Below are 18,510 nucleotides of genomic sequence, written 5' to 3'. Positions count from 1 at the left end.
CATGCCGTCGGGAAAAATTACCCTTGTTCTCGGCGGCGCTCGCTCGGGAAAATCAAAATACGCTGAAAACTGTGCAGAAAGCTCTGGTCTGGAGCCATTTTATATCGCTACAGGGCGGGCTTATGATGATGAAATGCGCGCGCGTATCAATATTCATCAAGACAGACGTGGCCTGAACTGGACAACGGTTGAAGAACCGCTTGATCTGGCGGGCTCATTGTTGAAAACGGCTTCGCAAAATCGTTTCGTGCTGGTTGATTGTTTAACGCTCTGGGTCACCAATCTGATGATGGCAGAGCGCGACATTGAAGCTGAAACGACGCGGCTTTTAGAGGTTTTTCCCAAACTGTCCGGTGAGATATTTTTTGTCTCCAATGAAGTGGGATTGGGCATTGTGCCTGACAACCGGATGGCACGGGAATTTAGGGACTATGCGGGTTTTTTACATCAGCGTGTCGCTGAAAAAGCTCGGGAAGTTTACTTTATGGCGGCAGGATTGTCGCTGAAAATGAAGGGATAGACTATGCAGGGTCAAAAGATTCCGGCTACCGTGATTACCGGCTTTTTAGGATCGGGTAAAACCACGATGATCCGTAATTTGCTGGAAAATGCCAATGGCAAGCGCATTGCGCTGATCATTAATGAATTTGGCGATCTTGGCGTTGACGGTGGCATTTTAAAAGGCTGCGGCATTGAAAATTGTGAAGAAGATGATGTCATTGAGCTGAACAATGGTTGCATTTGCTGCACCGTTGCCGATGATTTTATCCCGACTATGACCAAGCTTTTGGAACGAGCTGATCGTCCTGACCATATTGTGATTGAAACCTCCGGTCTGGCACTGCCGCAGCCGCTGGTAGCAGCATTCAACTGGCCGGAAATTAAAACGCAAGTGACCGTTGATGGCGTGGTAACCGTGATTGACGCGGCAGCTGTTGCCGAAGGCCGCTTTGCGGATGATCATGATAAAATTGATGCGCAGCGTCAGGCCGATGAATCGCTTGATCATGAGAGCCCGCTGGAAGAATTGTTTGAAGACCAGATTCATGCCGCTGATCTGATCGTGCTGAATAAAGCCGATCTGCTTGATGAAGCAGCGCTTGAAACTGTGCGCAAAGATGTTTCGGAACGCTCATCGCGCCAGACTAATATGGTGCCTGCAAGCTTTGGTAAAATCGGTGCGGACATTCTGCTTGGTTTGGGTGTCGGTTCGGAAGATGATATTGCCAACCGTAAATCACACCATGAAATGCACCACGAAAGCGGTGATGATCACACCCATAGCCATGACGAGTTTGAAAGCTTTGTCGTTGAAGCCGGTGATGTAAGCGACCCGAAAGCATTTGCTGAAAACCTGAAGAAAATCATTGGCGAACATGACATTCTGCGCCTGAAAGGTTTTGCCAATGTGCCGGGTAAGCCGATGCGTCTGGTTGTGCAGGCCGTCGGTTCGCGTATCGAGCATTATTTCGATCGTCCATGGGCAGACGGTGAAGCCCGCTCTACCAAGCTGGTGGTAATCGGTGTGCATGATATTGATGAAGCAGCCATTGCCAAATCCGTGCAGGAAGCAGCGTAATCCATGCATCTACTGCTTGCCCAGAAAGGGACAATTGCCGACGGCAGCGAAGCCATCGATTTAGGTCAAAGCCCTGCCGATATTTTGTTTCTTTCTGCGGCTGATACAGAGCTTGCAAGTCTGGCCTCGGCGCATCGCTTAATAAGTGATGCGCCAACACTCCGGCTTGTGAATATGATGTCACTGTCACATCCGATGTCGGTGGACACTTATGTGGAACGCACGGCGCGTTTTGCAAAACTGATTGTCGTACGGGTGATTGGTGGTGAAAGCTACTGGCCATATGGCTTGGAAGCGCTGCATGCCTGCGCCGTCAATCACGGCATTATGCTGGCGGTTTTACCCGGCGATGACAAGCCTGATGCAAGCCTGAAACGCTATTCGACGGTTAACCCGCATGATCTGGATACACTGTGGCATTATCTGATTGAAGGTGGCGCGCAAAATGCGCATGGCTTTCTGGAATGCTGCGCATCATTAATTGATGGCCGTGAACGGCCGGTGGAGGCCGCGCCTTTATTAAAAGCCGGTCTTTGGTGGCCGGAAGATGGTATTGCCACGATTGCAGAATTGCGCGAGCTAAGAGCAGATAAAAACGCGCCGGTGGTGGCTATTTGTTTTTATCGTGCGCTTGTCCAAAGTGGTCAGACCAAGCCGGTTGAAGCGCTGATTGAGGCGTTAAAGGCGCGCGGGCTGAATGTCTTGCCTGTCTATATCAGCAGCTTGAAAGATGCGGTTTCGGTGGCGGTTCTGGAGCGCATTTTTGATGAAGACAGGCCGTCACTTGTTTTAAACGCAACTGGTTTTGCGGTTTCTGTTCCCGGCTCAGAACGACAACCGACCGTGCTGGAAAAAAACGGCGCGATGGTGCTGCAAGTGATCTTGTCCGGTTCCAGTTTGGAAATGTGGGAAGGTTCGCCGCAGGGGCTTTCCTCGCGTGATCTTGCCATGAATGTCGCGCTGCCGGAGGTGGACGGGCGCGTATTGACCCGCGCCGTTTCATTTAAGTCAGCAAAAAACTATGATGCGGTGGTGCAAGCTAATATTGTCACGCATGAGCCGGTACAGGATCGCGTGAATTTCGTAGCGGATTTAGCCAAAGCATGGGTGCGGTTGAAAGAAAAACAGGCATCAGAACGGCGCGTTGCATTAATCCTTGCCAATTATCCAAACAGGGACGGGCGGCTTGGCAATGGTGTCGGGCTTGATACACCTGCCGGTACGGTGGAAGTTTTACGCGCCATGCAGGCGCAAAATTATCCGGTGGCTGATTTGCCGGTTGATGGCGACCAGTTGATTGGTGATTTGATGGCTGGCCCCACCAATGCAGCGCCCACCAGTGTAGAGGATGACGGGCGCGTGGTGCGCAACACGATTTCTTTGAATCAATACAATGCCTTCTTTGCTAAACTTCCCAATAAGATTCAGGCTGAGGTGCTTGATCGCTGGGGTGAGCCGCAAGCTGATCCGTTTTTTATGAACGAACCTCAAAGCTTTGCTTTATCACTGATGCAATATGGCGAAACGCTGGTGGGGATACAGCCTGCACGCGGCTATAATATCGACCCGAAAGAAAGCTATCACTCGCCGGATTTAGTGCCGCCGCATGGCTATCTGGCGTTTTACGCTTATCTGCGCGACGTGGCCAAAGTGGATGCGATTGCCCATATGGGCAAGCATGGCAATATGGAATGGTTACCCGGTAAAGCATTGGCTTTATCGGAAAATTGTTATCCGGAAGCTGTCTTTGGCGCGACCCCGCATATCTATCCTTTTATCGTCAATGATCCGGGCGAAGGCACACAAGCCAAAAGACGCAGCAGTGCCGTTATCATCGACCACTTGACGCCGCCTTTAACGCGTGCTGAAAGCTATGGCCCCTTAAAAGATCTGGAAGCTTTGGTGGATGAATTTTATGAGGCGTCGGGGCTTGATCCGCGCCGCCTTATTCGTCTTAAAAGCCAGATTTTAGATTTGGTGCGTGATATTGGTCTTGATCAGGATGCCGGTATTCACGCCCATGATGATGAAGATCTGGCACTGCAAAAGCTTGATGCTTATTTGTGCGATCTCAAAGAAATGCAAATCCGTGACGGCTTGCATATTTTCGGTCTTGCACCGGAAGGGCGTTTGCTTACCGATCTGTTAGTGGCGCTTGCCCGTGTGCCGCGCGGCATTGCCGTGTCGCTTGGTGGCGCTATTGGTGATCAAAGTTTGCAACGGGCAATCGCCAAAGATGCGCAATTGCTGGCGGGGTTTGACCCGCTGGATTGCGCGATGGCTGAGCCGTGGACAGGCGAAAAGCCTGCGCTTTTACAAGCTGTCAGCAGTGATCTCTGGCGCAATAATGGTGATACGGTTGAACGTATTGAGCTGTTTGCGGCGCAACTTGTCAGCGGCGAAGCAGAATGTCCTGTTGACTGGCCGGAAACGCAAGCGGTTTTGAGCGTTATTAATGATCATTTGCGTCAGCGTGTAGAAGCGTGCGGACAAGCCGAAATCGCTGGCTTTATGGCAGCGCTTGACGGGCGCTTTGTCAATCCGGGGCCGTCGGGTGCGCCGACGCGTGGTCGCCCTGATGTGCTGCCAACGGGGCGCAACTTCTTTTCCGTGGATAGCCGTGCCGTGCCAACACCAGCCGCATGGGAGTTGGGAAAGAAATCGGCGGAACTCTTAATTACGCGCTACACGCAGGATAATGGTGACTGGCCGCGTTCTTTCGGGCTGACCGCATGGGGCACATCCAATATGCGCACCGGTGGTGATGATATTGCGCAAGCCTTGGCTTTGATCGGGGTGAAACCGGTTTGGGATATGGCCTCACGCCGTGTCACCGGCTATGAGATTATCCCGATGGCGAAGCTTGGCCGCCCGCGTGTCGATGTGACATTGCGTATTTCCGGTTTCTTCCGCGATGCTTTTCCTGAGCAGATTGCACTTTTCGACAAAGCAATCCGCGCTGTCGGCAAGTTGGATGAAAGCGAGGGTGATAATCCGGTTGCCGCGCGTATGCGTGAAGAAGCCAATGCTTTGATGGCAAAAGGTGAGAGCGAGCAAGAGGCGCACAAAAAAGCCGGATATCGTATCTTTGGCTCGAAGCCGGGTGCCTATGGTGCCGGCTTACAAGCCTTGATGGACGAAAACGGTTGGGAAGCACGTGGCGATCTGGCTGAGGCCTGGCTTGTCTGGGGTGGCTATGCTTATGGTGCGGGTGATGAAGGCGATGCGCAACGCGGCCTTTTAGAAACGCGCCTCAAAGCAATTGATGCGGTTGTGCAAAATCAGGACAACCGCGAGCATGACCTGCTTGATTCTGATGATTATTATCAGTTTGAAGGCGGTATGGCCGCGACAGTTGAGCATTTGTCCGGCAAGGCTCCTGATGTCTATCACAATGACCATTCCCGCCCTGAGCGTCCGGTCATCCGTACTTTGCAGGAAGAGCTTTCGCGCGTTGTGCGTGGTCGTGCGGTTAATCCGAAATGGATCGCCGGTGTGATGCGTCACGGCTATAAAGGTGCGGTCGAAATTGCAGCAACGGTTGATTATTTATTCGCTTTTGCTGCCACTACAGGAGCTGTCTCAAACCATCATTTTGAGGCAGTCTATCAAGCCTATATTGTTGATGCAAAAGTGCGCGATTTTATTGCGGATAAGAATCCGGCAGCATTACGGGAAATTGCGCAGAAACTAGAAGAGGCTGTCAAACGACAGTTCTGGACACCGCGTTCGAATTCAGCACGGTTTGAACTGGAAATGATGGCTCAGAATTTGATTCCGGAAGGCGAGGCAAATGACTGAAAAGACTGATAAAACAATCGGAATGACTGAAGAAGAGCTGAACGCGCGTCACGCCGAGAAGATGAAGAAAATCAAAGCGGCACGCGATAAAATGCAAGCCACCAAGACCGATGAAAAAGGCTTGGTGATTGTTAATACCGGTAAAGGTAAAGGTAAATCCACCGCTGGTTTTGGCATGGTTTTTCGCGCCCTCGGTCATGGCATGAAGATCGGTGTGGTGCAGTTTGTTAAAGGTTCATGGGATACCGGTGAGCGCTGGGTGCTGGAAAAATTCCCTGAGCAAGTGACAATCTCGGCATTGGGTGAAGGCTTTACTTGGGAAACGCAGGATCGCGCCCGTGATATCCAGATGGCTAAAGATGCATGGGAACAGGCAAAAGCTATGATCCTCGATGACAGCTATGACATGGTGCTTTGTGACGAGCTGAACATTGTGCTGCGCTATGATTACCTGCCGGTGAGCGAAGTGATCGACGTGCTGAAAGCCAAAGCTCCGATGAAACATGTGATCATCACCGGACGCAATGCCAAGGATGAACTCATTGAAGTGGCGGATCTGGTCACCGAAATGGAAATGATCAAACATCCGTTCCGCTCTGGTGTGAAAGCACAAAAAGGCATTGAATTTTAAGACTGGATGCGTTCAAGCTTTGCGAAGTTTGAACGCATTTTTTATTGGATAATATAATGGTTGATAGCTGGCAGTTTTGGGCGCTTTTATCGGCAGTTTTTGCGGCACTCACGGCAATTTTTGCAAAAGTCGGTATTCAGGGCGTTAATTCAGATTTTGCCACGCTGATCCGCACTTTCGTCATTATTGGTGCCTTGAGTGTGTTTTTAAGTGTCTCGGGGCAGTGGCAATCACCAGCCGATATTTCAGCCAAATCATGGGTGTTTCTGGTGTTGTCGGGTTTGGCGACAGGCGCTTCATGGCTGGCTTATTTTCGCGCGTTGCAAGTGGGCGATGCAGCACGCGTCGCGCCGGTTGATAAATTGTCGGTCGTGCTGGTTGCTGTTTTTGCAGCCGTTTTTCTTGGTGAGCGCATGTCGATGATCAACTGGCTCGGCATTGTACTGATCGGTTGCGGCGTGGTGCTGGTCGCTTTGCGGGTTTAAAAACCCAACCAGACGCGCATCGGGTTATCCGTTTCCAGCATGAGGCGGATAGCTAAGCCCAGGCTGACAATAATCAGCAATGGCTTGATGATTTTTGACCCCACCCGCATGGCCAGCGAAGCGCCGATTTGCGCACCGGCAAATTGGGCAATCCCCATCAAAATCCCGTATTTCCAATTGATTGTCACCACCAGAGAAAAGGCAACAAAACTGCCTAAATTGGAGGCGCAATTGAGCAACTTGGTATGGGCGGTTGCTTTCAAAATACCGTAACCGGCCAGCGAGACAAAGGCGAGCATAAAGAGCGAGCCGGTGCCAGGGCCAAAGACTCCATCATAAAACCCAATCAGCGGCACTATAGTGATACCGAACAAAAACGGTTTGATCCGGCTGGTGCGGTCGATATCGCTGATATTGGGCTTCAGCATGAAGTAAAGCGCGATCAAAATCAGCAAAACGGGCAAGGCACCGCGAATGATGCTAACTGGCAAAACCGTTGCCAGAAGTGCGCCGAACACTGAGCCAATGAGCGACATGAGCGCGGCAGGCCAAAGGGATACAAGATCAATATGGCCTTTACGTGTATAAGCAATTGTTGCCGATGTGGAGCCGAAAAGCCCTTGCAGTTTATTGGTGCCTAGAGCTTCTACAGGCGGAATACCTGCCAGCAGAAGAGCCGGAATGGTAATCATGCCGCCGCCACCTGCAATCGAATCAACAATACCGGCAATAAATGCAGCGGCGACGAGAAGCAGGGTTAGCTGGTCGAAAAATTCAAACATGTTGCAAGCCGGAAAAAGAATGAAGTGGCAAGGCGGCGTTTAGTCCTTCATTGTCTTAGCGGTTTAACACGAAATAAAAAAGAGCTTGTTTTCTGAAGAAAGGCTTGCCAACACTCAGTTTATCAATGGTTCAAAAGGGAACGTTACAATGGCTGAAAGCTTGTTTGACCGGATTTATGCGTTTCTTTCGAAGAAAAGTGCTGTGCAGAGGGTGGCGGCAGATCCGGCCATGGCGGCAGAGCTGTTGTTGCTGATGCATGTGGTGTTTGCTGATGGTGATCAGCATCCGGCAGAAATTGTAGCCTTTAAGGAAATCGCTTTTGCCAATTTTGGTATTTCAGCGGAAGAGCTGCCGGAAGTGACCGAATATCTCAAAGATTATGCCTATGAAACCAATACGCGACAGGCGGCGGCGATGCTTGCCGAAATGGCGCCGGAACGCCGCGTGGCATTACTGCGTGATCTGATGACAGTCGCTTGCTCGGATAATGCGTTTGATGAAGCGGAAGCTGCTTTAATCAATCGGGTGGCGCAGGTTCTCAATGTGAGTCCGCAGGAGTTGCAGGAAGCCAGTGCTGCTTCCAGATGCGACCGCTGCTGATGGCTGTTTTAGGTATCGGCTTCAGCAGTGCGGCAAAGCCTGCGGAAGTGGTTGAGCTGGTGCGTAATGTAACGGCAGGTCATCAGATTGATGGCATAGCCACCATTGCATCCAAGCGGGGCAGTGCAGTGATTTCAGCGCTGGCAGCCGCTTTTAAAGTTCCGGTATTCTTTTATGAGGCCAGTGAACTTGAAACTATGGCAACAAGGCTTAAAAATCCGTCTGATCAGTTGTTCAAGCGGATTGGTTGTCATGGCGTGGCGGAGGCTGCGGCACTGCTGGCAGCGGGAAAACACGCAGTTCTGATCGTTGAAAAGGTAAGCTTTGCCAATGCAACATTTGCATTAGCGCAAACAGGATGAGTTGAGATTATGGTTGTTCATTTTATCGGCGCGGGGCCAGGTGCTGCGGATTTAATTACAGTGCGTGGCCAGCGGCTGATTGAACAATGTCCGGTTTGCATTTACGCGGGCTCATTGGTGCCAAAGGAATTGGTGGCCTGTGCGCCAGAAAATGCGCTGTTGATTGATAGTTCGACGCTCACCTTGGATGAAATTATCGAAGCCATGCGCGAGGCCCATGAAAATAGCTTGGATGTGGCGCGTGTCCACTCCGGTGATCCGTCGATTTATGGTGCGATGGCAGAGCAGATGCGCAGGCTTGATGCGCTTGGCATTGATTATGATGTGACGCCTGGTGTGCCGGCTTTTGCCGCAGCTGCTGCGGCTTTAAAACAAGAGCTAACTATTCCGGGTGTAAACCAGTCGATCATCCTGACCCGCACTTCGATGAAGTCTTCTGCCATGCCGGAAGGTGAGACGCTCAGTAATCTTGGCCAGTCCGGTGCGACAATGGTGATCCATTTGTCGATCCGTAATCTGGCAAAAATAGAAGATGAATTATTGCCGCTTTATCGCGCGGATTGTCCGGTAATTGTGGCTTATCGGGTGGGCTGGCCGGATGAGGAGTTCATCAAAGGCACATTGGCTGATATTCGTGCCAAAATAGAAGAGCATGGTGTGAAACGCACCGCAATGATTTTTATCGGACATGCGTTGGACGCAAAGAATTTTCGTGATTCAGCGCTTTATCATGAAAGCCATCAGCATGTGCTGCGCGGGGGCGAACCTAGAAGCTGATCGACAAAGCGCAGCACTGCGTGAGAATCTTCGACTATGTGGTGCGCAACAGGTGTGGGGCGCTCAATCATCAACACATTGATGGCCAGTTCGCGGGCGGCACGAATTTTTTCGTAAGATGCGCTACCACCTGAATTGCGGCAGACAAGATGGGTGATCTTGTATCGGCGCAACAGGTCAAATTCCGCTTCATAGTCGGCGGGCTTTGCCAGAATGATTTCGTGATGGCGTGGCAGCGCCACTTCGGCCGGATCAATCATCCGCATGATAAAATGCACATCATCGCGGCTTTGAAACGGGGCAATATGCTGACGGCCAAGCCCTAAAAATGCACGCGCACCAGCAGGTAACAGGCGCGCTGCTTCTTCTTCACTTTGAATAAGCTGCCACTTGTCGCCGGACTGTTGCTGCCAGCTTGTACGTTCCAGCCGGATGAGCGGGCAGCGGGTTTGATCGGCTGCTTTTTGTGCATTGGCTGATATCTGTCTGGCGAAAGGGTGGGTGGCATCAATGATGAGCGCAATATTTTGTTGCGTTATATAGTCACTTAGCCCTTCAATACCGCCATAGCCGCCACTGCGCACATTGCCGTCAACGGGTGAGGGGTTCGCGGTTCTGCCTGCCAGCGAAGTGGTGACGGGAAAACCTTGCGCATTTAAGATTTGTGCAAGCTCTGTGGCTTCTGTGGTTCCGCCGAGTAAAAGGATGTTTTGATCAGAGACGGGCAAGGATAGTGCCTTTGCGATCTGTTACAATAATCTCGACATCAACCGGTGCGCCGCGCAACGTATTGAGGGCAGTTTGCTGTGCTTTTTTTGCAATGGCTAGCGGTAGTCCCAGATCGATCTTTTGAGTCATTTCAAGCACTTCGAGTGCAGTGTTCGCAGATAGAATCATCTCACGCATATCGTCAGGTGCGCCGAGTGCTTTGGCTGTCTCCCACAAAAAGCCCATATCAACTTGGCTGCGGGCAGAGTGGAGATCAAGCGCGCCTTGAGCAAGCTTGGTGAGTTTGGCAAAGCCACCCGCAAGCGTTAATTTATCAATCGGATGATTGCGCAGATATTTTAACACGCCACCGGCAAAGTCGCCCATATCTAAAATGGCAAAATCCGGCAGATTATAAATCTCTTGTGCTGCTGTTTCCGATGTGGAACCGGTAGCGGCAAGCACATGGTTTTGTTTCTCAGCACGCGCCACATCAATGCCGCGATGGATGGAGTGGATCCATGCCGAGCAGGAAAAAGGATTGACCACGCCGGTGGTGCCTAAAATGGAGATGCCGCCAACAATACCAAGGCGGGGGTTCCATGTTTTTTTGGCAATTTCCTCGCCGTCCGGCACTGAAATCATAATTACCAGATCGGCAGGCAAACCATATTGCGCGCAGATTTCCTCGCAAATTTCGGTCATCATTTTGCGTGGTACAGGATTGATCGCCGCTTCACCGGGGGGAATCGGTAAGCCAGGACGGGTCACTGTGCCGACACCATCACCGGCCTGAAAAATAATACCGGTGCCGGGAGGGGCAGGAAAAACTGTTGAGATGATTGTTGCGCCGTGGGTAATGTCAGGATCGTCACCTGCATCTTTAACAATACCGGCCATGGCATAGCCATCGCCCAAACTTTCCAGCACCAGCGGAAAGAAAGGCACTTCGCCTTTGGGCAAAATAATGCCGACCGGATCAATGAATTCGCCGGTAATCAGGGCAGTGAGTGCTGATTTGGTTGCGGCTGTCGCACAGGCTCCCGTTGTCCAGCCTTTGCGCAAGGCGGGTGCATCGGTGTGCTCTTCATGTTCATTGTCTGGTTCTGTCATGTCGCTCATAAGGGGCTTATAGTCTATTATCCGGCCGGACACAGAGAAAATTTATGCCAATAAGAGCAATTCACTATTCAATTCCGCTGATTATCCGATAACAGTGATATGAATGAAATTCTATGATGCATGAAGAAGACCGCATGAACAAGCAAGTAAGGCAAGATCTGTTGCCGAAAATGGAACCGGGGCAAGTATGGTTGGTGGGAGCCGGACCCGGTGATCCCGGTCTTTTGACGCTGCATGCCGTGCGTGCGCTTGAGCAGGCGGATGTGATTGTCTACGATGCATTGGTGGATGAAACATGTTTGCAGTTTGCAAATAGTAATGCTGTGCTGGAATATGCTGGTAAACGCGGTGGTAAACCGTCCTTCAAGCAACGCGATATTTCGTTGCGTCTGGTGGAACTGGCACGCCAGAATAAGCGGGTGTTGCGCCTGAAAGGCGGTGATCCGTTTGTGTTTGGCCGCGGCGCTGAAGAAGCGCTGACATTAGTGGAGCATGGTATCAGGTTTCGTATTGTTCCGGGTGTGACCGCAGGTATTGGCGGTTTGGCCTATGCCGGTATTCCGGCAACGCACCGCACTGTTAATCAAAGTGTAACATTTCTAACCGGACATGATGCCAATGGTGTGATGCCGGATAAGATCGACTGGCACGGTATTGCGCGCGGTTCGCCGGTGATCGTCATGTATATGGCGATGAAACATATCGGTGAAATTACCCGCCGGTTGATTGAAGCCGGACGTGCCGCCGATGAGGCGATGGCATTTGTTTGTAATGCGTCGCTCAAAAACCAGTTTGTGCTGGAAACCACCTTGGAAAAAGCTGAAAAAGCAGTGCGTGATGCAGGATTACAGCCGCCAGCCATTGTGGTGGTGGGTGAGGTGGTTAAACTGCGGGAGAGCCTTGATTGGCTTGGCGTCGCTGGTGACCGTGTTTTAAAAAGTGAAATACAGACGCGAGAAAATGAACAGGGAGAAACTGCATGAAGGGCTTTGTGATAGCCGCACCATGTTCGGGCTCTGGTAAAACAACCGTAACTTTAGGGCTTTTGCGCGTATTGAAAGATCGCGGCTTGCCGTTAGCTCCGGCCAAGATCGGCCCTGATTATATTGATCCGGCTTTTCATGCCGCAGCCAGCGGCGCAAGATGTTTCAATCTTGATCCGTGGGGCATGCGCAGTGAGCTGATCAGCGCTTTGGCAGGTCGCATGACTGAGGGCGGCAAATTGCTGATCGCCGAAGGCATGATGGGGCTTTATGACGGCGCTATTGACGGCACCGGTTCTGCCGCTGATTTGGCCGAATTGCTGGGGCTGCCGGTTATTTTCGTTGTGGATTGCGCCCGTCAGTCGCATTCAGTCGCAGCTTTGGTGCAAGGTTTTGCCAATTTCCGCCCCGACATTATGGTTGGCGGTGTGATTTTGAACCGTGTTGGCTCGCCACGACATGAAAAAATGCTGCGCGAGGCTTTGAGCCCGCTGGGTATTCCGGTTGTCGGTGCAATTCCTCGCATTGATAGTCTGACCCTGCCGGAGCGTCATCTCGGGCTTGTACAGGCCAATGAACATGGCGATCTGGATGCGTTTATTGATAATGCGGCATCCGTGATGCGTGAACGTCTGGATTTTGTGCAGCTGGAACGTATTTGGAAAAGCGTGCGTCTGCATGGCACAATGGCCAATGTTTCGCGTCTGCCGCCATTAGGTCAGCGCATTGCTGTGGCGCGTGATGATGCGTTTGCTTTTGCCTATACGCATCTGATTGATGGCTGGGTGCGTCGTGGTGCCGAAGTTACGTTCTTCTCGCCTTTGAAAGACGAAGCGCCGGCAAAGGATTGCGATGCGGTTTATTTGCCGGGTGGCTATCCGGAATTGTTTGCTGAAGCTTTAAGTAATGCGTCGCATTTCAGACAGGAAATGCATCGCCTGGCGGCAGAAAATGTGCCGATTTATGGCGAATGCGGCGGCTATATGATGCTGGGTGAAACACTGGAAGATGCAAGTGGCAAAAAGCATAAAATGCTTGGCCTCTTGCCGCTGGAAACCAGCTTTGCCAAACCTCGCCTCAACTTAGGCTATCGTAAACTGCAACCATTGGCCGGTGCGCCTTGGCAGACAGAGTTGCGCGGTCATCAGTTTCACTATGCTAATATTGTGCGTGAAAGTGGCGCAGAGCCGCTTTATCAGGTTCGCGATGCGATTGATGAAGATTTGGGCGTGGCAGGCCTGCGGCTTGGTTCTGTTTCCGGTTCTTTCATGCATGTGATTGATCTGGTCGGAGATGATCAGTGACCACATTGGTGACAAGTCGTGAGCCGGAAAAAGTGTTTCATGGCGGCGGTATTGATGCAGCAGTCGCATATTTTGGCGGCGAGTTTTCCGGTTGGCTTGATCTGTCAACCGGCATCAATCCGGAAAGCTTCGTGCTGCCGGAACTGCCGTTGAGCCTATGGCATCGTTTGCCGGACGATTATGTGCTGCAAGCGGCGTTAAATGCAGCGCGCGGGTTTTATGGTGCTGACGGGCAAGCGCCAATGGTGGCGGCTCCCGGTACGCAGGCGCTCATTCAGATTATGCCACTCTTGGCAGATACCGGCGATATGGCGATTTTAACGCCAACCTATCAGGAATATGCGGCAAGTTTTCAGCGTTCCGGCTGGAATGTCCATTCTTGTACCGCCATTGAAGATATTCCGGCACATGTTTCGGTTGTCGTGGTGGTTAATCCGAATAATCCGGATGGCCGTTATATTCCGGCAAAACAATTATTAAACCTTGCGGGTGAGCTTGGCCGTCAGGGCGGATTTTTGATTGTCGATGAGGCCTTTGCCGATGTGCATGAAGGGGCATCGCTGGTGCCGCATGCCGTACATGAGCCGTTGATTGTGCTGAAATCTTTCGGCAAGTTTTTTGGGCTTGCCGGTGTGCGTTTGGGCTTTGCATTTTCCAACCCGTCTATCGTTGAAAAGATCGCGGCGCGTTTGGGGCCATGGGCCGTTTCAGGCCCTGCATTAGCAATTGCACAGGCAGCGTTCAGCCATGACGGTTTGGAAAGTTTCCGTCGTCGTATCGATGAGCGACGCGAGGGTTTGTCGGCTGTTTTCGCGCGGCACAAGTTGGAAGAAATTGGCGGTACGGCTTTGTTCTCGCTGGTGCAATCTGAAGAAGCCTATGCCCTATGGGAGCATTTGGCCGAGCAGCATATTTGGGTGCGTAAGTTTGATTATGCGCCCAATTGGTTGCGGGTGGGGCTTGCCAAAGACCAGTCTGATTTAAAACGTCTGGAAGACGCTCTTTCGACATTTAAAGCTTGATGATTTGATTCAAGGTTTAGGGCTAAGCTTATGGAAATAAAGCTGATTATATTATTTTTTGCGGTTTTCTTAGATCGCATAATCGGCGATCCGGCTTGGATGTGGGCGCGTGTTCCGCATCCCGTTATGATTTTTGGTAAGCTAATCAGCTTTTTTGAAAAGCGCCTTAATCATAAGGGCATATCACCTCAGAGCTTGCGTCTGCGCGGCACAGTTTCTTTTACATTTCTGATGCTGGTGGTGGGCGCTCTGGCCTTTGGTTTGCAGTTACTTTTGCGAGAAATAGGACTTGCAGGGGCTGTGGTCGAAGCCTTGATTGTCATGGTGTTTCTGGCGCAAAAAAGTCTGGCCGATCACGTGCAGGCCGTGGCAACAGGACTTCGTGAAGGAGGCCTTGCTAAAGGGCGATATGCGGTTTCGATGATTGTCGGGCGTGATCCGGAAGGTCTGGATGAAGGTGGTGTATCGCGTGCGGCCATTGAAAGTCTGGCGGAAAATGCATCCGATGGTGTTGTGGCGCCGGTCTTTTGGTATCTGGTTTTAGGCTTGCCGGGTTTGCTGGTTTACAAGCTTGTTAATACAGCGGATTCCATGATCGGCCATATGAATGAACGCTATCTTTATTATGGTTGGTTTGCGGCCAGATTTGATGATCTGGTCAATCTTATACCTGCACGGCTCACAGGGCTGTTAACTGTCGTGGCTGTGTTAATGTTTCATGGTTTGTCACAGGCGAAATATTGTTGGCGCGTAATGTGGCGCGATGCCGGCTCGCACCGCTCGCCCAATGCCGGCTGGCCGGAAAGTGCATTTGCAGCCGCCCTTGGTTTGGCGCTGGCAGGGCCTCGCCATTATTATGGCAAGCCGGTTGCAAGCCCGACCCTTAATGAGGGAGGGCGCAGAGAAGCAAACGCGGATGATATCGCAGCCGCAGTTACGCTTTTCTGGCACACAATGACGGTGATGGGCATTGCAATCGTTATTGCAACGCTTGTCGCTTGGTTGGTTTAATTTTCAACCGGCGCGAAATTTTGTCCGTTAAAACGATGCAACCGGTTTGGATTATCACTGCGCATGCCGTTTTGATTAAAACGAATAGTACCAAGAACGGTTTCAAAGGCAGCGGAGTTTAAGACCTCTGCAATCGGGACAAGCTTTTCTTGTGCTCGTGCAATGGCCTGATCGGCTATTTGCAGCGAGGCAAAACCGGCCGTCAGTGTGGTTTCGACAATTTCGCCTTTTCCGATCATGGTTTGTCTGAAATCCTGTGCGGATTTCAGGTTGTCCGGCGAAAGCGGCGCAACCATATATGTATCGGTTGAAAGTGTGATATCGGGGGCGGCGGTGTTCAATAAAGAGCCACCGGCAATAATCAGCGGATAATTGAGTGATTGAGCGCTGTGCGCGATAGCCGCTGCATCATCGGCTTGTCCGCCAACAAAGACATGGCTGGCTCCGGCACGGCGCAGACGTGAGACTAAAGCAGACTGATTATCTAAACCGGGGCGATAGGTGTCGGTAAAAACAGGCTCGAGCTGTTGCTCTTTAAGCGCGTGCAATACACCAGCCGCCAGTTCGCGTCCTTCAATCGTGCCATCATCAATCACGGCAAAAGCTTCTTGCTTCCAAAGGCTGCCAAGGGCTGAGCCGATAGCGGCTACTTCTTTTTCCATGCCGGTACTAAGACGAAAAACAGGCAGTGAAGCCGGTTTTCTTTTTTCCGTCAATGTGCGCTCCTGCACGCCGCTGCTGAGAACGGGAATATGGTTTTGTTGCAAAAGCGGAAGTGCTGCTTCCAATGCTTCGCTGCATAAAAAGCCTGTAACCAGACTGACATTTTCTTTAATAAAAATATCAGCGGCTTGTTTTCCGCCTTCAGCCGAGCAAGAATCATCTGCAATGATCAGTGAGGCTGTATTGGGATGAGCTTGTCTGGCGCCTTTGATCAATTGTTCGCCGAGCATTGAAAAAGAACCGGATAAAGGTGCTGCAATGCCGATTTTATTTTCATCGGCGCGTGCAGGCGCTGCCACATGAAATGTTGCAGACAGAAAACTTACAATTATCAGGGCTTTTGCAGAGCCGGACATCATGGTGAAACGATCTTGTTTAAAGCGATGGAAAATTTGAAAATAACATAAATGTGGGTAGCGGTTTAAGGCGCTTCGTGCAATGCCTCATATAAAATAACAAGAAATAGCTTGCTCAATTGCTATGGATTACCGTATTGAGCGGTGTAAATTGATCGCATATTGACATATTCAGGGTGAAAACGTGCAAAGCGTGAAGGTAACAGGTCTGGAAAGTACCGCAGTCGAACCGCAGGTATATCGCAATGCGATGAGCCATTTTGCCGGTGCCGTACAATTGGTGACAACAGATGGTGAGGCTGGCAGACGTGGTCTTACCCTGACGGCGTGCTGTTCTGTTTCGGATAATCCGGCAACTGTGCTGGTTTGTTTGCAGAAGATGCATGAATATAACAAGCTGTTCATTGAGAATGGTGTTTTTGCCATTAATACATTGTCAGCAGCCCATCAGAAATTATCAGATGCTTTTTCCGGACGGTTTCAGATGTCACAGGACGAGCGTTTTGATTTGGGTGAATGGCAGACATTGGTAACCGGTGCGCCGGTTTTAACCGATGCATTGGCTTCGTTTGATTGCCGCGTAACCTCGGTACAGGAGCATTCCACCCATTATGTCGTGTTTGGCGAAGTGGTTGCTGTTTCGCAAAAAACCGATGAAGAAGCACTGATTTATCTCAATCGCCGCTATCATGCGCTGCAGCTTTAAGTAAAAGAGAGTTGCGACATATTTCGGGGGGAGGTCTCAGGACGTGGCAAGATTTTTAAAACGCAGCACTTTGCTGGCAGCATTACTGTGTGCCGGTTTTGTTAGTTCGGCGAGTGCTGCTGCTTTGCCTGCCTATAAGGATGAGTATTTCGCTTATCCCGCAGTGATTTCTTCTAAAGATAATGGTGCTTATCAGGTCATTGATTACAATGAGATGCGTGATATTAATGGCCGCGATGCCATTCCTGAAAAGCGTGTTAAAGATGATTATGTCAGCTTGCGCGCGCGTGCCAATCAGCAGGATCTGGTGTTTAAAACCGAGGCCGGCAACGTCAAGGCCATGGCGGCGGGCAAGCTGAAAAATGCGTCTTTCATTGTTATTTATTTGCATGGCCGAGGCGGCAACCGCCATCAGGGCATGAATGATTTTACCTTTGGTGGTAATTTTAACCGCGTCAAATATCTGACAAGCCAGAATGGCGGCCTTTATGTAACGCCGGAATTTAAAGATTTTGCCAATCAGGGCGAAGCACAGATTGCAGCTTTGATTGCCGTTCTCAAATCGCAATCACCATCGGCACAGCTGGTTTTATCCTGCGGCTCGGCTGGTGGTGCCTTGTGCTGGCGCATTGCCGCCAATGAACAGGCAGCACCACATTTGACAGGTTTAGTATTGCTTGGCTCGCTATGGGATGACGGCTATTTAAAAACGGCAAGCTTCAAGCGGCGTTTACCGATCTTTTTGGCGCATGGCAGCCGTGATCCGGTTTTTGCTGTTACTGATATGGAAGCTTTTTATCAAAAGCTGAAAAAAGCAGGTGGTAATTATCCGGTGCAGTTTCGTCGCTTTGAAAGCGGCAATCATGGCACACCGATCCGGATGGCGGATTGGCGTGAAATTTTAAACTGGATTTTGAAATAAAGGTGCAATCAGCTGTGCAATTTTGCATTAAACATTGCGCTGTGACCTTCCTGCCACTCGACAATCGCGCAAAAGCGAATAGTTATTTCAGTTAAAATTTGCCCCTTCAGTCTATGTGAGGAATGCTATGCTTGGTCGTGCCCGCACCGGAACCCGTGTTATTTTAGTGACTATGATCGCGCCTTTAGTGGCTGCTTGTACAACCACAACTACACCTTCAGGCGGCACGCAGACCAAAGTCCAGATGCCTGTTTCGGGATCAGGCAAATCTTCAGGCTTTTTTGCTCCTGCGACCAAATATGTTGAGCCATCATTGGCTGATCCTTGCATTGTTGCTGCTGCAAACAAATATTTCCTGCCTGAAAAAGTGATTTCTGCAGTTGATAGCCGTCCGGGCTCTGCTGGCGGCACGGATGTGATTTTGAAGGTTGATTTGCGCAGTGCTGTTTGTTCGGTCAATGCTAAGGGCAGCGTACGCTCGGTTGTTGATACAACGCCTATGAGTGCTGATCAGGCTGCTGCCAATGCTGCCGCAGCAGCTGCTGCTAACAAGGCACCGGCTAAGAAGGCAGAAGTTGTGAAAGCTTCTGCCAAGGGCAAAGCCAAAGCTAAAGCAAAAGCAAAGTAAGTGAGAT

Annotated in this window: 19 protein-coding genes; 15 read left to right on the top strand and 4 right to left on the bottom strand. The window is 50.8% G+C overall.

Annotation, left to right across the window (positions count from 1 at the left end):
* The first annotated feature begins 1 nt into the window (after position 1).
* The 5 genes from cobU to FHS77_RS01320 are packed head-to-tail and all read left to right on the top strand — an operon-like array spanning position 2 to position 6,496.
* The gene (cobU, locus tag FHS77_RS01340) at positions 2-520 is read left to right on the top strand and encodes a bifunctional adenosylcobinamide kinase/adenosylcobinamide-phosphate guanylyltransferase (RefSeq protein ID WP_184218860.1); all 519 of its coding nucleotides are present in this window, start codon (positions 2-4) and stop codon (positions 518-520) included.
* A gap of 3 nt (positions 521-523) precedes the next feature.
* Complete coding sequence (cobW, locus tag FHS77_RS01335) at positions 524-1,579, top strand: cobalamin biosynthesis protein CobW (protein WP_184218858.1); 1,056 nt, start codon at positions 524-526, stop codon at positions 1,577-1,579.
* A gap of 3 nt (positions 1,580-1,582) precedes the next feature.
* On the top strand, positions 1,583-5,380 hold the full coding sequence (gene cobN, locus FHS77_RS01330; RefSeq protein ID WP_184218856.1) for a cobaltochelatase subunit CobN: 3,798 nt from the start codon (positions 1,583-1,585) through the stop codon (positions 5,378-5,380).
* Positions 5,373-6,011 carry a cob(I)yrinic acid a,c-diamide adenosyltransferase gene (gene cobO / locus FHS77_RS01325; protein WP_184218853.1) on the top strand — a complete coding sequence of 213 codons (639 nt, stop codon included), beginning with the start codon at positions 5,373-5,375 and terminating at the stop codon, positions 6,009-6,011. Before cobN ends, cobO begins: the two co-directional genes overlap by 8 nt.
* Before the next feature lie 56 nt (positions 6,012-6,067).
* Positions 6,068-6,496, top strand: a complete 429-nt coding sequence (locus FHS77_RS01320) for an EamA family transporter (RefSeq protein ID WP_184218850.1) — start codon at positions 6,068-6,070, stop codon at positions 6,494-6,496.
* On the opposite strand, the gene FHS77_RS01315 is transcribed toward FHS77_RS01320, so the two are convergent.
* On the bottom strand, positions 6,493-7,278 hold the full coding sequence (locus FHS77_RS01315) for a TSUP family transporter (protein ID WP_184218847.1): 786 nt from the start codon (positions 7,276-7,278) through the stop codon (positions 6,493-6,495). The two genes, FHS77_RS01320 and FHS77_RS01315, sit on opposite strands and share 4 nt — an antisense overlap.
* A gap of 148 nt (positions 7,279-7,426) precedes the next feature.
* Here FHS77_RS01315 and FHS77_RS01310 point away from each other — a divergent pair, with 148 nt between their 5' ends.
* Genes FHS77_RS01310 through cobM form a run of 3 tightly spaced genes read left to right on the top strand, consistent with a single transcriptional unit; the run spans position 7,427 to position 9,018 of the window.
* The gene (locus FHS77_RS01310; protein ID WP_184218844.1) at positions 7,427-7,879 is read left to right on the top strand and encodes a tellurite resistance TerB family protein; all 453 of its coding nucleotides are present in this window, start codon (positions 7,427-7,429) and stop codon (positions 7,877-7,879) included.
* Positions 7,864-8,241 carry a cobalamin biosynthesis protein gene (locus FHS77_RS01305; protein ID WP_184218841.1) on the top strand — a complete coding sequence of 126 codons (378 nt, stop codon included), beginning with the start codon at positions 7,864-7,866 and terminating at the stop codon, positions 8,239-8,241. The genes FHS77_RS01310 and FHS77_RS01305 overlap by 16 nt, the downstream gene beginning before the upstream one ends.
* Before the next feature lie 9 nt (positions 8,242-8,250).
* The gene (cobM, locus tag FHS77_RS01300; protein ID WP_184218838.1) at positions 8,251-9,018 is read left to right on the top strand and encodes a precorrin-4 C(11)-methyltransferase; all 768 of its coding nucleotides are present in this window, start codon (positions 8,251-8,253) and stop codon (positions 9,016-9,018) included.
* Here cobM and FHS77_RS01295 read toward each other — a convergent pair.
* Positions 8,982-9,746: a cobalt-precorrin-6A reductase gene (locus FHS77_RS01295; RefSeq protein ID WP_184218835.1), complete on the bottom strand. Its 765-nt coding sequence runs from the start codon at positions 9,744-9,746 to the stop codon at positions 8,982-8,984. The two genes, cobM and FHS77_RS01295, sit on opposite strands and share 37 nt — an antisense overlap.
* The gene (locus FHS77_RS01290; protein ID WP_184218832.1) at positions 9,733-10,848 is read right to left on the bottom strand and encodes a cobalt-precorrin-5B (C(1))-methyltransferase; all 1,116 of its coding nucleotides are present in this window, start codon (positions 10,846-10,848) and stop codon (positions 9,733-9,735) included. Before FHS77_RS01290 ends, FHS77_RS01295 begins: the two co-directional genes overlap by 14 nt.
* A 134-nt stretch (positions 10,849-10,982) precedes the next feature.
* On the opposite strand from FHS77_RS01290, the gene cobA reads away from it, so the two are divergent.
* Genes cobA through cbiB form a run of 4 tightly spaced genes read left to right on the top strand, consistent with a single transcriptional unit; the run spans position 10,983 to position 15,168 of the window.
* Positions 10,983-11,831: a uroporphyrinogen-III C-methyltransferase gene (cobA, locus tag FHS77_RS01285; protein ID WP_246431189.1), complete on the top strand. Its 849-nt coding sequence runs from the start codon at positions 10,983-10,985 to the stop codon at positions 11,829-11,831.
* Positions 11,828-13,135 carry a cobyrinic acid a,c-diamide synthase CobB gene (locus FHS77_RS01280; protein ID WP_184218826.1) on the top strand — a complete coding sequence of 436 codons (1,308 nt, stop codon included), beginning with the start codon at positions 11,828-11,830 and terminating at the stop codon, positions 13,133-13,135. Before cobA ends, FHS77_RS01280 begins: the two co-directional genes overlap by 4 nt.
* 5 nt (positions 13,136-13,140) lie before the next feature.
* Positions 13,141-14,157, top strand: coding sequence for a threonine-phosphate decarboxylase CobD (gene cobD, locus FHS77_RS01275; protein WP_210307006.1), 1,017 nt, complete (start codon positions 13,141-13,143; stop codon positions 14,155-14,157).
* Between the two features lie 30 nt (positions 14,158-14,187).
* Complete coding sequence (cbiB, locus tag FHS77_RS01270; RefSeq protein ID WP_184218821.1) at positions 14,188-15,168, top strand: adenosylcobinamide-phosphate synthase CbiB; 981 nt, start codon at positions 14,188-14,190, stop codon at positions 15,166-15,168.
* On the opposite strand, the gene FHS77_RS01265 is transcribed toward cbiB, so the two are convergent.
* Complete coding sequence (locus tag FHS77_RS01265; protein ID WP_184218818.1) at positions 15,165-16,250, bottom strand: branched-chain amino acid ABC transporter substrate-binding protein; 1,086 nt, start codon at positions 16,248-16,250, stop codon at positions 15,165-15,167. The two genes, cbiB and FHS77_RS01265, sit on opposite strands and share 4 nt — an antisense overlap.
* Positions 16,251-16,497: 247 nt before the next feature.
* Here FHS77_RS01265 and FHS77_RS01260 point away from each other — a divergent pair, with 247 nt between their 5' ends.
* The 3 genes from FHS77_RS01260 (at position 16,498) to FHS77_RS01250 (ending at position 18,503) form a co-directional block, all read left to right on the top strand.
* Entirely contained in the window at positions 16,498-16,953 is a 456-nt protein-coding gene (locus FHS77_RS01260) for a flavin reductase family protein (RefSeq protein ID WP_184219637.1), read from the top strand.
* Positions 16,954-16,996: 43 nt separating this feature from the next.
* Positions 16,997-17,875 (top strand): alpha/beta hydrolase, encoded by an 879-nt coding sequence (locus FHS77_RS01255; protein WP_343060926.1) that lies wholly within the window; start codon positions 16,997-16,999, stop codon positions 17,873-17,875.
* A 127-nt stretch (positions 17,876-18,002) separates the two neighbouring features.
* A complete protein-coding gene (locus tag FHS77_RS01250) occupies positions 18,003-18,503 on the top strand; it encodes a hypothetical protein (protein ID WP_184218815.1) in 501 nt (166 codons plus the stop codon).
* The last annotated feature ends 7 nt before the right edge of the window (positions 18,504-18,510 follow it).

This window comes from Paenochrobactrum gallinarii, from assembly GCF_014205685.1.
Lineage (GTDB): Bacteria > Pseudomonadota > Alphaproteobacteria > Rhizobiales > Rhizobiaceae > Paenochrobactrum > Paenochrobactrum gallinarii.
Note: the sequence above shows the minus strand (reverse complement) of the source record. Positions and strands in the feature narration are given on the sequence as shown.

What these genes read in the sequence shown, in the direction of transcription:
- cobU (WP_184218860.1), top strand. Translation starts at nt 2, where the DNA reads ATGCCGTCGGGAAAAATTACCCTTGTTCTCGGCGGCGCTCGCTCGGGA.
- cobW (WP_184218858.1), top strand. Translation starts at nt 524, where the DNA reads ATGCAGGGTCAAAAGATTCCGGCTACCGTGATTACCGGCTTTTTAGGA.
- cobN (WP_184218856.1), top strand. Translation starts at nt 1,583, where the DNA reads ATGCATCTACTGCTTGCCCAGAAAGGGACAATTGCCGACGGCAGCGAA.
- cobO (WP_184218853.1), top strand. Translation starts at nt 5,373, where the DNA reads ATGACTGAAAAGACTGATAAAACAATCGGAATGACTGAAGAAGAGCTG.
- FHS77_RS01320 (WP_184218850.1), top strand. Translation starts at nt 6,068, where the DNA reads ATGGTTGATAGCTGGCAGTTTTGGGCGCTTTTATCGGCAGTTTTTGCG.
- FHS77_RS01315 (WP_184218847.1), bottom strand. Translation starts at nt 7,278, where the DNA reads ATGTTTGAATTTTTCGACCAGCTAACCCTGCTTCTCGTCGCCGCTGCA.
- FHS77_RS01310 (WP_184218844.1), top strand. Translation starts at nt 7,427, where the DNA reads ATGGCTGAAAGCTTGTTTGACCGGATTTATGCGTTTCTTTCGAAGAAA.
- FHS77_RS01305 (WP_184218841.1), top strand. Translation starts at nt 7,864, where the DNA reads ATGCGACCGCTGCTGATGGCTGTTTTAGGTATCGGCTTCAGCAGTGCG.
- cobM (WP_184218838.1), top strand. Translation starts at nt 8,251, where the DNA reads ATGGTTGTTCATTTTATCGGCGCGGGGCCAGGTGCTGCGGATTTAATT.
- FHS77_RS01290 (WP_184218832.1), bottom strand. Translation starts at nt 10,848, where the DNA reads ATGAGCGACATGACAGAACCAGACAATGAACATGAAGAGCACACCGAT.
- cobA (WP_246431189.1), top strand. Translation starts at nt 10,983, where the DNA reads ATGAACAAGCAAGTAAGGCAAGATCTGTTGCCGAAAATGGAACCGGGG.
- FHS77_RS01280 (WP_184218826.1), top strand. Translation starts at nt 11,828, where the DNA reads ATGAAGGGCTTTGTGATAGCCGCACCATGTTCGGGCTCTGGTAAAACA.
- cbiB (WP_184218821.1), top strand. Translation starts at nt 14,188, where the DNA reads ATGGAAATAAAGCTGATTATATTATTTTTTGCGGTTTTCTTAGATCGC.
- FHS77_RS01265 (WP_184218818.1), bottom strand. Translation starts at nt 16,250, where the DNA reads ATGATGTCCGGCTCTGCAAAAGCCCTGATAATTGTAAGTTTTCTGTCT.
- FHS77_RS01260 (WP_184219637.1), top strand. Translation starts at nt 16,498, where the DNA reads ATGAGCCATTTTGCCGGTGCCGTACAATTGGTGACAACAGATGGTGAG.
- FHS77_RS01250 (WP_184218815.1), top strand. Translation starts at nt 18,003, where the DNA reads ATGCTTGGTCGTGCCCGCACCGGAACCCGTGTTATTTTAGTGACTATG.